Annotated in this window: 12 protein-coding genes; 4 read left to right on the top strand and 8 right to left on the bottom strand. The window is 72.5% G+C overall.

Annotation, left to right across the window (positions count from 1 at the left end; all coding sequences use genetic code 11):
• Positions 1-10 precede the first annotated feature (10 nt).
• From QRN49_RS09445 to QRN49_RS09435, 3 genes are read left to right on the top strand one after another with little or no spacing between them, the layout of a single operon-like run.
• A complete protein-coding gene (locus tag QRN49_RS09445) occupies positions 11-652 on the top strand; it encodes a sugar transferase (protein WP_284755327.1) in 642 nt (213 codons plus the stop codon).
• The gene (locus QRN49_RS09440) at positions 649-1,977 is read left to right on the top strand and encodes a glycosyltransferase family 4 protein (RefSeq protein ID WP_284755325.1); all 1,329 of its coding nucleotides are present in this window, start codon (positions 649-651) and stop codon (positions 1,975-1,977) included. The genes QRN49_RS09445 and QRN49_RS09440 overlap by 4 nt, the downstream gene beginning before the upstream one ends.
• A 49-nt stretch (positions 1,978-2,026) precedes the next feature.
• The gene (locus QRN49_RS09435) at positions 2,027-3,169 is read left to right on the top strand and encodes a glycosyltransferase (RefSeq protein WP_284755323.1); all 1,143 of its coding nucleotides are present in this window, start codon (positions 2,027-2,029) and stop codon (positions 3,167-3,169) included.
• A 1,594-nt stretch (positions 3,170-4,763) separates the two neighbouring features.
• On the opposite strand, the gene QRN49_RS09430 is transcribed toward QRN49_RS09435, so the two are convergent.
• From QRN49_RS09430 to QRN49_RS09400, 7 genes are read right to left on the bottom strand one after another with little or no spacing between them, the layout of a single operon-like run.
• Positions 4,764-6,173, bottom strand: a complete 1,410-nt coding sequence (locus QRN49_RS09430; RefSeq protein ID WP_284755321.1) for a right-handed parallel beta-helix repeat-containing protein — start codon at positions 6,171-6,173, stop codon at positions 4,764-4,766.
• Positions 6,170-7,348, bottom strand: a complete 1,179-nt coding sequence (locus QRN49_RS09425) for a glycosyltransferase family protein (protein WP_282819057.1) — start codon at positions 7,346-7,348, stop codon at positions 6,170-6,172. The genes QRN49_RS09430 and QRN49_RS09425 overlap by 4 nt, the downstream gene beginning before the upstream one ends.
• A gap of 41 nt (positions 7,349-7,389) precedes the next feature.
• Positions 7,390-8,682: a lipopolysaccharide biosynthesis protein gene (locus QRN49_RS09420; RefSeq protein ID WP_284755318.1), complete on the bottom strand. Its 1,293-nt coding sequence runs from the start codon at positions 8,680-8,682 to the stop codon at positions 7,390-7,392.
• 4 nt (positions 8,683-8,686) lie between these two features.
• The gene (locus tag QRN49_RS09415; RefSeq protein WP_284755316.1) at positions 8,687-9,994 is read right to left on the bottom strand and encodes a nucleotide sugar dehydrogenase; all 1,308 of its coding nucleotides are present in this window, start codon (positions 9,992-9,994) and stop codon (positions 8,687-8,689) included.
• Positions 9,991-11,007 (bottom strand): Gfo/Idh/MocA family protein, encoded by a 1,017-nt coding sequence (locus QRN49_RS09410; RefSeq protein ID WP_111022720.1) that lies wholly within the window; start codon positions 11,005-11,007, stop codon positions 9,991-9,993. The genes QRN49_RS09415 and QRN49_RS09410 overlap by 4 nt, the downstream gene beginning before the upstream one ends.
• The gene (locus QRN49_RS09405; RefSeq protein WP_284755313.1) at positions 11,004-12,101 is read right to left on the bottom strand and encodes a DegT/DnrJ/EryC1/StrS family aminotransferase; all 1,098 of its coding nucleotides are present in this window, start codon (positions 12,099-12,101) and stop codon (positions 11,004-11,006) included. Before QRN49_RS09405 ends, QRN49_RS09410 begins: the two co-directional genes overlap by 4 nt.
• Positions 12,098-12,718, bottom strand: coding sequence for an acyltransferase (locus QRN49_RS09400; RefSeq protein WP_282819062.1), 621 nt, complete (start codon positions 12,716-12,718; stop codon positions 12,098-12,100). Before QRN49_RS09400 ends, QRN49_RS09405 begins: the two co-directional genes overlap by 4 nt.
• A gap of 145 nt (positions 12,719-12,863) precedes the next feature.
• Here QRN49_RS09400 and QRN49_RS09395 point away from each other — a divergent pair, with 145 nt between their 5' ends.
• Positions 12,864-14,051 carry an ankyrin repeat domain-containing protein gene (locus QRN49_RS09395; RefSeq protein ID WP_111091980.1) on the top strand — a complete coding sequence of 396 codons (1,188 nt, stop codon included), beginning with the start codon at positions 12,864-12,866 and terminating at the stop codon, positions 14,049-14,051.
• Positions 14,052-14,159: 108 nt separating this feature from the next.
• On the opposite strand, the gene QRN49_RS09390 is transcribed toward QRN49_RS09395, so the two are convergent.
• Positions 14,160-15,356, bottom strand: coding sequence for a glycoside hydrolase family 1 protein (locus QRN49_RS09390; RefSeq protein ID WP_502868998.1), 1,197 nt, complete (start codon positions 15,354-15,356; stop codon positions 14,160-14,162).

Here is a 15,356-nt window from a genome sequence, read left to right as displayed (position 1 = left end):
GACACGACCCATGCAGTCCCCCCGCCGCACGCGCACGCTCCGCGCCAAGCGCCTCTCCGACATCGTCGGCGCTTCCCTCGCGCTCGTCGCACTCGCTCCGGTGCTCGCCGTCGTCGCCGTCCTGGTCGCGGCTCGGCTCGGTCGTCCCGTGCTGTTCCGGCAGCCCCGCCCCGGGCTCCACGGCAAGACATTCACCATCGTGAAGTTCCGCACGATGCTCGAGCCGGACCTCGCGGCCGGCCTCGTCAGCGACAACGACCGCCTCACGCCGTTCGGTTCGTTCCTGCGGTCGACGAGCCTGGACGAGCTCCCCAGCCTGTGGAACATCCTGCGGGGTGACATGAGCTTCGTCGGCCCCCGCCCGACCCTCTGCCGGTACCTCGACCTCTACACCGCCGAGGAGGCCCGCCGACACGACGTCCTGCCCGGTCTGACCGGTCTCGCCCAGGTCCGTGGCCGCAACGCGCTCCCGTGGCCAGAGCGGCTCCGGTCGGACGTCGAGTACGTCGACACCGTGACCCTCGGCCTCGACCTCCGCATCCTGCTCCGCACGGTCGTCGTGGTGCTCCGCCGCGAGGGCATCGCCGCGCCGGGCCACGTCAGTTCCGACGTCTTCGAGGGGACCGCGGCGATGACGGGTGGATCACGGTGAGGACCGTCTGGATCGTCAACCACTACGCACACCACCGCGAGCGAGACGGCCGCGCGACCCGGCACCAGCACCTCGCCGCGGGGCTGACCGAGCACGGGTGGCGCACGGTGGTCATCGCCGCCGGCACGGACCACCCCTCCGGCCGCTCCCACCTGCACGGGACGACGCTGCGCGAGCGCTGGACGGGCGACGGGTACGAGTTCTGCTGGCTCCGCGGAGTCGACCACCGTGGTGCCGGCGCCCGCCGAGCGATCCGTCGCATCGCCGACATCGGCCTGTTCACCGCGCTGCTGCTCCGGCCGGGTTCGCTCCGAGGGCTCCCCCGACCGGACGTCGTGATCGGTGGGTCCTTCCATCCCCTGGCCGCATGGGGCGCCTCGGTGCTCGCTCGACGGATGGACGTGCCGTTCGTCTTCGAGCCGCGCGACCTCTGGCCGGAGTCAGCCCTCGGGCTGGCGGGCATGACCGAACGGCACCCGGCGGTCAGGCTCCTCCGACGGCTGGAACGGACCATCGTCCGTCGGGCAGCGCACATCGTCTCCCCGCTCGAGGGCGTCGGCCGGTACTACGCCGACCGCGGTCAGCCCACGCCCTTCACCTGGGTCCCGAACGGTGTCGCGCTCGACGAGCGAGCCGACGAACCCGACGAACCCGATGCACCCGACGCACCCGACGCACCCGAAGAGCCTGCGGACGAGCCCGACACCGCGCTCACACTCGCGCCCGAGCCCGAGCCCGCTGACGACCGCTTCACCGTCACCTACATCGGCTCGATGGGGCCGGCGAACGCGCTCGAAGCCGTCCTCGACGGCTTCGACCTCGCCGCTCGCCGGGCCGCCGCGAGCGGCGGCCCGCGCCTGGAGCTCCGCATGGTCGGGGACGGATCGGACGTCAGCGCGCTCCGCGAACGTGCGTCGCGCCTCCAGGCCGGCGTGGATGTGATCTGGGACGGACGGGTGCCGCAGGACGACGCCCGCCGCATCGGACGCCGAGCGGACTGCCTGGTCGTCAACATGCACGACCTGCCCCTCTACCGACACGGTGTCTCGATGAACAAGCAGTACGAGTACATGCTGCTCGGCCGCCCGTTGCTCGTCGGAGCACCCGTCACCCTCGAGCCGGTGGCCGCTTCGGCCAGTGGCCTGCACGTCCGGCCGGACGACCCCGAGGCGATCGCCGAGGGCATCCTCACGCTCGCGGCGATGCCCGCCGCCGAACGCGAGGCCATGGGTGCCCGCGGTCGCGACCACGTCGTCCGCGAGCACGACTACCGCCGGCTGGCCGGCGTCCTGGCCGGCGTCCTCGACGACACCGTCGCCGCCTGACCATCCCCTGTCCCCCGTCCCGCCCCGTCCCGTCCGAGGAAACCCGAGCATGCTCCCCGACATCGTCCACGTCTCCAGCGCCCACCCCTGGGTCGACAACCGCGTCCACCTGCGGGAGGCCGCGGCAGCCGCCGACGCCGGTTACCGCGTCCGCCTCATCGCGGTCGAGTCCGACCTCGGCGCCCCACCCACGGCCGTCGAGGTGGTGCGGATCCCACGGCGTGCGCGTGTCCGGCGCATGGTCGTGTCGACGACGCAGGCGCTCACCCTCGCGCTGCGGTCGCGCGCCCGGGTGGTGCACCTGCACGATCCCGAGCTCATCTGGACCATCCCGGTGCTCCGGTTGGCCGGCCGCACCGTCGTCTACGACGCGCACGAGGACCTGCCCGACCAGGTCTGGGGCAAGGACTACCTGACCCACCGCCAGCGTGCCGTGTTCGCGTGGCTCTCGCACGGGCTGCTCCGCGTGGCCGGGACCGCGAACCGGGTGGTCACCGCGACCGAGTGGACCGGACGCCGGTTCCCGGCACCGCGCCGGATCGCGATCCACAACTTCCCCTTCGCGCGTGCGGAAGACGACGCCCAGGTCGGCCTGGAGGCACGGCCCGCCCTGGTCGCGCACGTCGGGGTCCTGAGTCACGACCGTGGCATCGACGTGCTCGCGTCCGTCGTCGAGGAGCCGTCGTTCCCGGCGGGATGGCGGGTCGAGATGGTCGGCTCGATCGACCGGGCGACGTCGACGGAGCGGTTGCGTGCCGCCGAGGCCACCGGCCGGGCTGTGCACGGCGGCGTCGTCGGTCCCATGGAGGCGCGCGACCTGCTCCTCCGCTCCCGGATCGGCGTGGTCCCCTTCCGTCGGACGCCCGTCACCGACCAGATCTTCCCGACGAAGCTGTTCGAGTACCTCGCGGCCGGGCTCGCCGTCATCGCCACCGACATCCCCCTGTGGCGGCACCTGCTGCGCGGGGTCGAGTGCGTGACCTTCGTCCCGGCCGACGACCCCGCAGCCATCGCGGAGGCGATCCGCCGGTACGCGGACGACCCCGCGCTGCTCGAGCGACACGGTGCCGAGGCCCGACGGGCTGCCGCGCGATTCACCTGGGCGCCGGAGGCCGAGCGGCTGGTCGAGATGTACGACGAACTCCTGCCCGGCGTCCGCGCAGCACGATCGACGCCGACGGCCACCCGGTGACGCGGGCGACGATCGACCGCGCCGAGCTCGCGCGTCCGGTGGGACGGGTGACGGGCGTGTTCGTCGCGGTCGGGCTCCTCGGCCTCACGATGAACTGGATCTCGGCGAACCTCGTCGCACCGATCTTCTCGTACCTGGGGTACGGCTACGTCCCCGCGCCCTGGCAGGCGCTGCTCGTCGTCATCGTGCTGACGACCGGGGTGGCGCTGACGCTCCCCCGGGTGCTCGTCCGGCCGTCGCACGTCGTGCTCTGGACGATCTTCGTCGTGTGCGTCAGCCCGACGATGATCATGAGCATCTCGACCGGGTACGTGTCCACCGCCACGGCGATCGCGCTGAGTGCCGCGGTCGGGACGGCGTTCGCACTGGTCAGCCTGGCCACGCCGAGCGGCGCGACTGCTCCGGCAGCCCGGGTCGAGGCGGCGGACGACGTGCTGGTCATCGGCGCGCGGCGGATCGACCGTGGCACGCTCACCTGGCTGGTGTGCGGCCTCTACTCCCTCGTCACGTACGGCCTGATGGCGGCCACGGTCGGCATCCACATCCGGTTCCTGGCGCTCGACGACATCTACGAGGTGCGTGCCGACTACTCGGCCGACGTCGGGACCGGCGGGGCCCTCGGGTACCTGTTGACCGGTCAGGCGTACGTGATCAACCCGCTGGTCCTCGCGCGCGGCATCTTCCGTCGCCGCCCGTCCCTGGTGGTCCTAGCCTTGGCCGGGCAGTTCCTGCTGTACTCGAGCACCGGGTTCAAGGCGGTCCTGTTCTCGTTCATCGCCGTCCTCGGGATGGCGGTGCTGTTCCGGGGCACGAAGCCGGCGCGGTCGCTCGCCTTCCTCGGTGCGCCACTCGCGATCATGATCGTCTCCGCGGTCGCCGACGAGGTGCAAGGCGGCATCACCTGGACGTCGGTGTTCACCCGCCGCTTCATGCTGACGCCGGGGCTGCTGTCCTCGGTGTACGTCGACTACTTCTCCGACAACCCCGTCGCCCGGTACGGGTACTCGTTCCTCAGCCCCTGGATCGAGTACCCGTACGATCTGCCGCCGCCGAAACGAATCTCCGACTACCTGGTGCCCGGATCGGTGGGCTACGCGAACGCCAACCTGTTCGCCGACGGGTTCGCGAACCTGGGGTGGATCGGGATCTTCGTCGCGGCAGCTGCGCTGTTCGTCTGGCTGCGGTTCCTCGACGGCGCGAGCCGGGGGCTCCCGATGCGGGTCGCGGCGATGGCGGTGGTGATGCCGAGCATCATGCTGTCCAACACGTCCATCTTCACGGCGATGCTCTCGCACGGGCTGCTGATGGGGACGCTGATCCTGCTGATCGCCCCGCGCAGTGGCTGGGAGCGGGCCTCGCCCAGGCGGCGGCCCACCGTTCCGGGCGACGATCGGCTGCGAGCACGGTCCCGGAGCGGCCGCCGTTCGGCACTCGTGGGCGGAGCACCCGCGCCCGCGCTGACACAGGCGTCGGCACCGGCACGGTTGCTGCTCCGCGCGGCGCCGGCGCATGGTGCTGGGCGCCGCGATGCTGCAGCACGTGCGCGGACCGCTGGACGGACCGACCGGCGGAAGGTGCCCGGCCGTCGAGCAGCTCAGCCCTCGCGGACCCGGAGCACCGCGCCGGCACCGGCCACGACCGCGGTCGTCGCCGCGGCCCAGTCGTTATCCACGAGCACCAGGTCGTTGGCCGTCTGGCGGCACAGCACCCCGTAGACGGCACCGCTCTCGACGCTGCCCTCGTACCGGTTGCCCACCAGGTGCCCGCGGTTCTCGGTGGCGCGGACGTCGATCGCGACCGACGTCGCCGTACCCTGTCGCCGCAGCCCCGCGATCCGGTTGCCGACGAGCGTGATGCCGTCGTTCGAGTGGTACAGGGAGAGCCCGCGACGGACTCCGCCCGGGCAGTGGTTGTGCGCGACGATCAGGTGCCGCGTCAGGTAGACGAGGACGGCCCCGTCGCGGTCGCCGTCCCCGTACCCCGTCACGGTGTTGCGGAGGACGATGCCGTTCGCCCGTTCGGCGGGGTCCCCGACGGTCTCACCCGCGCCGCGGATGACGATGCCGGACCCGGGGCCGGCCGTCGTGCGGCGGACGACGTTGTCGATGACCGAGCAGTCGAGGGGCGCGTACTTCGTGGCGCCGGCGTCCGACTCGTCCTTCGAGGGGACGACAGCGATCCCCACCCGGCAGTTCTCGACGAGGTTGCGGAGGATCGCGATGGACTGCCCGCCGTGGGTGTCGATGCCTTCCCACGCGGGGACGTCGGAGACGTGGTTGTCCGCGATGACGATCCGGGCCGAACGTGGTGCGCCGAGGAGTCCGGTGGTGGTCGCGCGGACGGCCTCGATGCCGTACGAGTTCAGGTACGGCGCAGGCTGGGTAACCCGGGCGATGCGGTTGCCGCGCACCGTGCCGTCGGTGCACGAGAACATGAGCACCCCGGCGTAGCCGACGTCGGCGATGACGCAGTCCGCGACGGTGAACGCCGCGCAGTGGTCGAGCAGGACACCGTCGTGGGAGAAGTCGCGGATGTCAGCGCCGAGGATCCGGACGTCGCGGAACGGCCGGGTGACGGTGCCGACGACGTGGACACCCCGACCGAGCCCGGAGTGGTCCGACCCGGAACCTCGGAGGACCGCGTCGATGATGGTGACGTCCGACGCGGCGACGACGACCAGGTCGATGTCGCGCGTGGTGGAGAGCGCTCCGCCGACGAACCGGATCGTCACCGCGCGGTCGATCCGCAGCGGCTCGGACAGGGCCCAGTGCCGGGTCACGACGAGCACGGCACCCGCGTCGGCGGCCGTGACGGCGTCCTGCAACCGGGCGACCCCGGCGTCGGTCACCGTGCGAGCCGTGTCCGCCGGCGTGGGAGTCGAGCGCCCGGACGCGGCAGCCGGCCGGGTCCCGGTGGCGAGCAGCGCTGCGGGGATCGCTCCGGCCGCGCCGAACAGCGCACCCCGTCGGCTGACGACCGACCGGGGTGTCCGGAGCGGCGTCACCGCCCGACGGCTTCCGGCACCGGCGAGGCGCCGGACAGCGAGCGGTACAGGTCGAGCAGGACGTGCTCTTCGTGGTCCCACCGGAAGCGTTCGAGCACCAGGGCGCGGCCGGCTTCGGCGTGCCGTCGCAGCAGCTCAGGATCGCCGTCGTACCGGCGGAGTGCGGCCACGACGGCTTCGGGGTCGCCCGGTGGCACCCACGTCGCGCAGTCGGCGCCGTCGAGCAGCTCCCGCCAGAGCGGGACGTCGGTGGCGACGACCGCCAGTCCGGCCGCCAGGTACTCGAAGAGCTTCGTGGGGATCGACGCCGCGTAGGCCGGCGTCGGCAGGAGTGGGAGGAGCCCGACGCGAGCCGTCACCAACAGGTCGCGGGCCGCGTGCGGTGCCAGGACGCCCCGGTGGTCGATGCGCCCGGTGTCGACCAGCGCGTCGAACGCACCGCGGTCGACCGCCGAGTCGATCGGACCGGCGGTGACCACGCGCCAGCCGTCCGGGAGCCCGGGTGACGCCGCGACCCCGGTCAGGACGTCGATCCCCCGGTCGCGGCTCATCGACCCGAGGTAGACGGCCACCTGACCACGAGCAGCGGCCGGCGGGGCGTCGGTGTCCTGGGCGCGGAGCCGTGGGACGTTCCGGACCAGGACGGTCCGCTCAGCGCGGAAGCGGCGCGCGATGGTCGGCGTCGCGGCCACCACGGTGCGTGACCGGCGTGCGAGGGCCACTGCCGCGTGCGCCGCCACCGTGCTGCCACGGCGGGCGACGGGGCCGAGGTACTCCTTGCCCCGCACCTGCTCCGGCAGGTCCTCGTGGGCGTCGTACACCACCGTCCGACGCAGCACGCGCAGGAGCGGGAGCGCCCACAACAGTTCGGGGTCGTGCAGGTGCACGATCGGCGCCCGGGACGACAGTGCCGCCCCGATGACCTGGACCGAGGACACCAGCACCCGTCGCCCGCGACGCCGAGCCGGGATGCGTCGGACGTACACCCCCGTCTCGGGATCGGGCAGGTGCCAGTCCGGATCGGCACCGACGCCTGCGGCAGCGACGGCGACCAACGCCGTGCGGTACCCGGCACGCGCTGCGCTCGCCGCAGCACGGAGGTGCACTCGGTTGTCGGTCCATGGGTGCGCACTCGAGACGTGGACGATGTCGAACGGACGCGGTCGAGAAGCCATGCACCGAAACTATGGGCCCGTTCACCCACGACGCGAGTTATCTACATGTCATATTCTCGTCGTCGTCTGGTAGCCCGTCGACCGCTTGCGCCACGGTCGTGGATCCGGGCGGCCCGGAGGACCATAAGGAGCACCGCCGCGTACGAGATCGCCATCGCCGAGGCGAGCGACAGGAGCACGACGAGCATCGGCGCACCGAGCAGCGACGGCACGAGCACTGCCGAAGCGGACAGCGCGAGCCGTGCTCCGTCCCAGGCCAGTTGTGCTCCCTGCCGCTGCAGCATCGACAGCACCTGCGTGACCGGCGACACCGCGACCTGGATCGCGAAGGCCGGGACGAGCACCTGTGCGTACGTCCCCGAGACGGCCCACTCCGGGCCGAACAAGGTCGAGAACACCGCCGGGCCGAGGAGCACGACCACCACCGCGGCCACCGCCCCGGCGAGCGCCAACCGCACGACGAGGCGGACCAGCAGCCCGCGGACCGGATCGGCCGAGCGGATGCGGAGTCCGAACGCCCCGGCGGCGTACTGCGCGGTCGCGTCGGCGACCATGCCGACGGGCGCACCGAGCACCCGCATCGTGAGGGCGACGAAGCCCGCGGCGACGCTGCCGTGCAGGGCCGCGATGAGCAGGCCCGGCGCCTGCTGGCCGACGACGTTCAGCATCGAGGACCACGGCGTGATGACGAGGAACCGCCGGTGGTGACGGGCGGCGGACGAGAGCGCCCGAGGGGTGATCCGCTCGCCGTCGCTCCGCCGGAACCGGGCCATCCCGAGCACGGCCGCGATCCGGCCGACCGCCAGGCCACCCACCAGCCCGACCGGACCGGCCGCGGCCATCGCCAGGTTCCAGACGGACTGGCCGATGCCCTGGCAGGCGTTGCGCACGGCGATGGACCGGTGCTGCTGCCGTCGCGCGAGCACGGCCGAGGCGATCCGTTGCGCCCCCACCGCGACGACCGTCACGGGCACGGTCCACCACAGGTCCTCGAGGGCCGGTGCGGTGAACCACCGTGCCGCGTCACCGCGGAGGACCCAGGCAGCCCAGGCGGTGCCTGCACCGACGACCAGCGTCGAGAGCAGACCGAGTGTGACCAGCGCGTCGGTCGTCACCCGGTCGTGTGCGACGACCAGCGCGCGGTCGGTACCGAGCGTCGCTCCGGCTCCGAGGATGCTCGCGACCGCCGTGACGACCGCGAGCGTGCCGAAGTCCGCCGGGGTGTAGAGCCGGGTCAGCAGCGGTGAGATCGCCACGACCAGGCCCTGTCCGAGGACCGTGCCCACGAGGATCGTCGCGATCGCCGGGAGGCGCCGACGGGGCGAGGACCGCACGGTGTCAGGCCACGGGGACCACGGGCGGAGCACCGATCGCGGTCACCGTGGTGGACGCCCACCGTTCGACGTCGAGGACCCGTCGGCCGTCGACGACCGTGCGGACGCCGGGGAGCCGGGACTCGTCCCACGTCGCGTACTCGGCGTGGTCGGCCTGCACGACCGCGGCGTCGACCGGTTCGCCGTCGGTGTGTGGCTCGAAGCCGAGACGGCGGAGTTCGTCGTCGGAGTAGAGCGGGTCGGAGACCGTCACGAGCGCGCCGTGCGCCCGGAGTGCGTCGACCGTGCCGAACACTCCGGAGAAGGCGGTCTCCTTCACCCCGCCGCGGTACGCCGCGCCGAGGACGACGACGCGCTGGTCACGCAGGTCACCGTGCAGGCGCTCGAGGAGGTCGACCGCGTGCGACGGCATCGCGGCGTTCCGCGCACGGGCGGCACGGACCACCGTCGCCTCCGGGTCGTTCCAGAGGTACAGCCGCGGGTACACCGGGATGCAGTGACCGCCGACCGCGATGCCGGGGCGGTGGATGTGGCTGTACGGCTGGGAGTTGCAGGCATCGATGACCGCGGCGATGTCGATGGACTGCCGTTCGGCGAACCGGGCGAACTCGTTCGCCAGCGCGATGTTGACGTCGCGGTAGGTGGTCTCGGCGAGCTTCGCGAGCTCGGCGGCCTCGGCGGTGCGGAGGTCCCAGACGCCGTTCGGCCGACCGAGGTCGTCGCGCTCGTCGAACTGCAGCACCGCTTCGTAGAAGGCCCGGCCGCGCGCCGAGCCCTGGTCGGAGAGACCACCGACGAGCTTCGGGTAGCGCCGGAGGTCGGCGAACACCCGGCCGGTCAGGACCCGCTCCGGCGAGAACACCACGTGGAAGTCCTGCCCCTCGACGAGTCCGGAGCGGGCTTCGAGCCGGGGTGCCCAGCGGCCACGGGTCGTCCCGACCGGCAGCGTCGTCTCGTACGCGACCAGGGTGCCGGGTCGCAGGTGGTCGCCGATCGTGTCGGTGGCGGCGTCCATCCAGCCGAAGTCGGGGATGCCGTCGGCATCGACGAAGAGCGGCACGACGACCACGACGACGTCGGCGCCGGGGATCGCTGCCGCGGCGTCCGTGGTCGCGCGGAGCATCCCTGTGGGGACCACCTCAAGCAGGCCGTCGGCGAGCCCGTGCTCGCCGGGGAAGGGCTCGGTCGCAGCGTTCACGGCGTCGACCACCCCGCTCGCGACGTCGAGGCCCGTGACGTGTGCACCGGACCGTGCGTACTGGACAGCGAGCGGGAGCCCGATCTTGCCGAGACCGACGACGACGACGTTCATGCTGCTGCTCCTTCGGCGTCCGTGCCGAGCTGCACGGTCTGCTGGATCCGCGAGGACTCGAGGACGGCCTCGGCGACGAGCACCGTCCGGAGGCCGTCGCGGAGGGTGACGACGTCCGACGGCCGCCCGAGCACGGCGTCACGGAACGCCTCGTGCTCGACCAGGAGCGGCTCGCGCTTGGTGATGGCGAACCGGGTACTGGCCCCCTCGGACACACCCCGGAACGCGGCGACCTGGTCCCACTCGGTCTGGACGGTGCCGTTCGCGTGGAAGGTCAGGTCGGCGGTGAGGGTGTCGGCGACGAACGTGCCGCGGTCACCGGTGACGATCAACAGGCGCTCCTTGTACGGGGTGAGCCAGTTCACGAGGTGCGAGGTCAGGGTGCCGTCGGCCAGGCGTCCGGTCACGGTGACGAGGTCCTCGTGGGGACGCCCGCTCTTGGTGCCCGCGAGCGCTCCGACGTGGACGAACGGTGACCGGGCGATCCACGACGTCGAGTCGATGTCGTGCGTGGCGAGGTCCTTCACGACGCCGACGTCCGCGATCCGTGCGGGGAAGGGCCCCTGGCGACGCGTGACGATCTGGTAGACGTCGCCCAGCTCACCGGCGTCGAGCCGCTGTCGCAGCGCCTGGAGCGCCGGGTTGTAGCGCTCGATGTGGCCCACGGCGCCGACGAGTCCGGCGCGGTCGAAGGCGGCGACGAGGCGCGCGGCAGCCGGACCGTCGACCGCGACGGGCTTCTCGATCAGGGCGTGCACCCCCGCCGCGGCGAGTTCCAGACCGACGGCTTCGTGGTGCGCCGTGGGGACCGCGACGACCGCGGTGTCGAGGCCGAGCGCGACGAGCTCACCGACGGACCGGACGACCGGCACGCCCTGGGCGACGTCGTGCTGATCACCGAGGGCATCGGCGACGCCGACGAGCTCGACCCCCTCGAGCGAGCGCAGGACCCGGGCGTGGTGCCGCCCCATCATCCCGAGGCCGATCACCCCGGCCCGCAGTACGCCGCTCATCGTCCGGCCCCGGCGAGGGTGTTGACGGCCTCGACGACGCGGTCGAGCTGCGAGAGCGTCAGGGTCGGGTAGACGGGGAGCGCGAGGACCTCGGACGCGGCACGCTCGGTCTCGGGCAGGTCGAGGTCGTGTGCGAACGACGGGAGGCGGTGCACGGGCGTCGGGTAGTAGACCCCGGTCCCGATGCCGAACTCGGAGCGCAGCGCGGCCGCGAAGCCGTCGCGGTCGGACGGCACCCGCACGACGTACTGGTGGAAGACGTGCTCGGCTCGGGGGTCGGTCGTCGGTGTCACCACCCCGTCGAGTTCACGGCTGAAGTAGGCCGCGTTCGCCTGACGCTGTGCGGTCCACCCGAGCACCTTGCGGAGCTGCACCCGCCCGATCGCGGCGTGGATGTCGGTCATCCGCGCGTTGAAGCCGATGACCTCGTTCGCGTAGCGCTGCTCCATGCCCTGGTTCCGGAGCAGCCGGAGCATCCGGTCGACCGCGGCGTCGCGGGTCGAGACCATGCCCCCTTCGCCCGCGGTCATGTTCTTGGTGGGGTAGAGGCTGAACGCCGCGGCGTCGGACGAACTGCCGACGCGCGCGCCTGCCCAGCGGGCTCCGTGCGCCTGCGCCGCGTCCTCGACGACGAGCAGCTCGTGCTCCTCGGCGATCCGGGCGATCGCGGTCATGTCGGCCGGGTGCCCGTAGAGGTGCACCGGCATGATCGCCCGCGTGGCCGGGGTGACCGCGGCGCGGACGGCCGAAGGGTCCACGCAGTAGGTCAGGGGATCGATGTCGACGAACACCGGCTCGGCGCCGACGAGTCGGACGGCATTGGCCGTGGCGGCGAAGGTGAACGAGGGCACGATGACCTCGTCACCCGGACCGATGCCGAGCGCGACGAGCGCCAGGTGCAGTGCAGCGGTGCCGCTGTTGACCGCGGTGACCGAGGCTCCGGCGACGAGGACGTCGCCGAACTCGCGTTCGAAGGCCGCGACCTCGGGGCCCTGCGCGAGACCACCCCCTTCGAGGACGGCATCGACGGCGCGGCGTTCCTCGAGGCCGATGAGGGGCTTCGCCGCGGGGATGAGTTCGAGTGTGGTGGTCAACGGATCGCCTCGATCGTGTCGGTGGTCTCGGAGTGGAGGAAGCGGTCACCGGTCTCGGTGCAGACCAGCGTGCGGTCGTCGATCTGCGCCAGCCGTCGTCCGGTCCGGCTCACCCAGCCGATGCGGCGGGCGGGAACCCCGGCGACGAGCGCATGGTCCGGGACGTCGTGGACGACGACGGCGCCGGCTGCGACCATCGCCCACCGGCCGATGCGGATGGGGGCGACGCAGAGCGCCCCGGCGCCGATCGACGCGCCGTGCTCGACGACGACGGCCGTGGGCCGCCAGTCGTCGGCGTCCTGCACGGAACCGTCCGGGTTGATCGCCCGCGGCGTGTTGTCGTTGGTGAGGACGGCACCGGGGCCGATGAAGACTCCGTCGCCGACGACCGCCGGTCCGTAGACGAGGGCGCTGTTCTGGATCTTGCAGCGGGCACCGATGCGAACGCCGGCGCCGATCGTGACGCCGCGGCCGACGAGGGTCTCGCTGCCGACGGACGCGTGCGCCTCGACGTGGGAGTCGTCCCAGATGCGGACCCCGGGAGCGACGGCCGCCGAGGGCGACACGACTGCTGCCGGGGCGATGAACGCCGTCGGGAGAGTGGGACTGGGGGTCATGGGTGCGCTTCCGGATCAGGCGCGGCGGGACCTCCGCTGCCGGACCACCATACGATATACCGGTACGACATATCAAGTGTGATGATCGCGAGTGCGATGAGTTCACACCGCAGCCCTGCCGCCGGTCGCCGGGTAGTGTCGTCCCGTGCGATGGAGTCGAGTGAACTGGCCCTCCGTTGGCTACGTCTCCCTCGAGGACTTCGACGGCCAGCGAGAACACGTGACCCGGTTGCTCGAGGACGCCCCGCCCACGGTCGCCGCGCTCCTGACCGTCAAGTGGACCGACTCGCGGATCGAACGCTGGGTCGTGGAGTCCGCCGACGCCGTCGTCGACCCGGACGCCGACGAGGACGACGTGACGACCCCCGTCGACCTGCCGGGGCACGGTGTGCCCGACCCGGTCGTCGTGCACGCCGACATCGTGGTGCGCAACGACGAGGTCCTCGACACCCCGAGCGGCCTGTGGCGTCGCTGGAACCACGCCAGGGTGTCGCTCCGGCTCCGGGACGCCGTCATCGACCCGCCGGGCGTCGATGCCGCGGCACTGCTCGCCGGTGACGCCCACGTCGCCCGAGGCGAGCTCGAGTACCTGAACGAGCACGACGCCTGGGAACTCCGTCTGCTGATCTCCCCCGTCGGCGAGGTCGCGATCCGGTTCCGTGGCGTCCGGGTGGCGATCCGGAGCGTCGCCGAGAGCGTGTACGCCGACCTCGAGGCGCGCCCGGCACGCGGCTGGCACGGCCCGGTGCCGGACGGCTGGGTCGAGTGGACGACCGAGGTGGTGCGGGCAGCGGCCTACGGCGACCTCGGCGGACTGCACCTGGCCGACGACGCGAGCGACGTCGACGACGTCGACCCCCGCTGGGGCTTCGCCCCGCTGCACGCCGCCGCGTGGTTCGACCACCCCGAGATGCTCGAGGAGCTCCTGCGCCGCGGCGCGACCCTGCAGCTGGAGGACACCGAGGGGCGGACGCCGCTGACGCTGGCGATCGACCGCGACGCGCGACGGGCGGTCGACGTGCTGGTCGGAGCGGGTGCCGACCTGGAGGCCCGTGACGGCGACGGCAACACCCCGATCGTCCGCGCCGCGTGGGGTGGGCACGCCGCGATCGTGCGTGCCCTCGCCACCGCGGGTGCGGACACCAGGGCGCGCGGGTCACGGGGCGCGACGCTGCTGATCGCGGCCGTCGACTCCGGCGACCTCGACACCGTCCGGGTCGTGCTGTCGCTCGACGTCGACCGGGACGCCGTCGACGACGAGGGCTCGACCGCGGCGGACCGGGCGGAGCTGCTCCGCGAGACGGCCGTCGCCGACCTGCTCGCCGCGGCCTGAGCGCGGCCCGCACCACGGCCCGTGCCCCGGCCACGTGCCGGGCGCACGGAAGCGCGGCGGACGGGAGCAGGGCCTCCCGTCCGCCGCGCGCCTGCGGGGTCGACCGTCCTAGACGGTGACCGACTCGAGGGCGTTCGCCTGCGCGACCCGCCCGTACCAGCGGGCGGAGTCCTTCGGCGTGCGCTCGAAGGTCTCGCGGTCCCACGCGACCAACCCGAACGTCGGGCGGAAGCCGGAGGCCCACTCGTAGTTGTCCAGGAGCGACCAGTGCTGGTATCCGAGGACCTCGATGCCGTCCTCGATGCAGCGGTGGATGCCCTCGAGAGCGCCCTGCGTGTACGCCTGCCGGCGGGAGTCGTCGGCGGTGGCGATGCCGTTCTCGGTGATCATCAGCGGGACGCCGCCGGAGAGCTCCCACGCGCTGCGGAGCCCGTCGGCCGAGGCCTCGGGGTAGAACTCCCAGCCCGTCAGGGTGGTCTCGACGTCGTCGGACACGGGCAGGGGCCCGTCCGGACCGATGAACGTGCGGGTGTAGGCCTGCACGCCCAGGAAGTCGTCGCCGGCGGCGTTCTCGAGGTACCAGTCGTCGCGCGGGTACCCGTACTCGCGGAGCATGGCGTCCGCCCCGGGCTCACCGTTGGACTTGAACGCCTGGGTCGCGATGGTCCACCCCGACTGGAGGCCCGACACCTGTGACAGGACCTCGCGCGACCGCTTGTGGCTGGCCAGCAGGGCGTCGGCGACGCCCAGGTCCGGGTTCGGCAGGCCGAAGGCCACCAGGTTGGCCGCGTCCTCGCCGCCGGCGAGCATCGCCGCGATGTTCGGCTCGTTGATCGTGCAGACGTAGCGGACGCCGTCCTGCACCACGGGGAGCGCGGCCTCGGTGTAGCGGGCGAACAGGTCGGCGGCGTCGGGTGCCCGCCAGAAGCCGTCGCGTTCGAACCAGCGCGGCACGGTGAAGTGCATGAGGGTGACGATCGGCTCGATGCCGAACTCGTGGCAGGCGTCGACCATGCGGCGGTAGTGGTCGACCTCGGCACGGCTGACGAACCCGCGCTCGGGCTCGATGCGTGCCCACTCGATGCTGAACCGGTAGGAGTTCAGCCCGAGGTCGGCCGCGATGCGGATGTCCTCGCGGTACCGGTGGTAGCTGTCCGCCGCGTCACCCGAGGGCTCGACGATGGTGGTGTCCGGCTCGTGCTCGTGCACCCACCAGTTGCTGTTGACGTTGTTGCCCTCGATCTGGTGGGCGGCGGTGGCGGCACCCCAGAGGAAGCCGTCGGGGAACTGCAGCGTGGAGATGAT

The sequence above is a fragment of the Curtobacterium sp. ME-Dv--P-122a genome (assembly GCF_030209645.1).
GTDB lineage: Bacteria > Actinomycetota > Actinomycetes > Actinomycetales > Microbacteriaceae > Curtobacterium > Curtobacterium flaccumfaciens.
The sequence above is the reverse complement of the archived record's forward strand: the minus strand, read 5'-3'. Positions and strand labels throughout refer to the sequence as shown.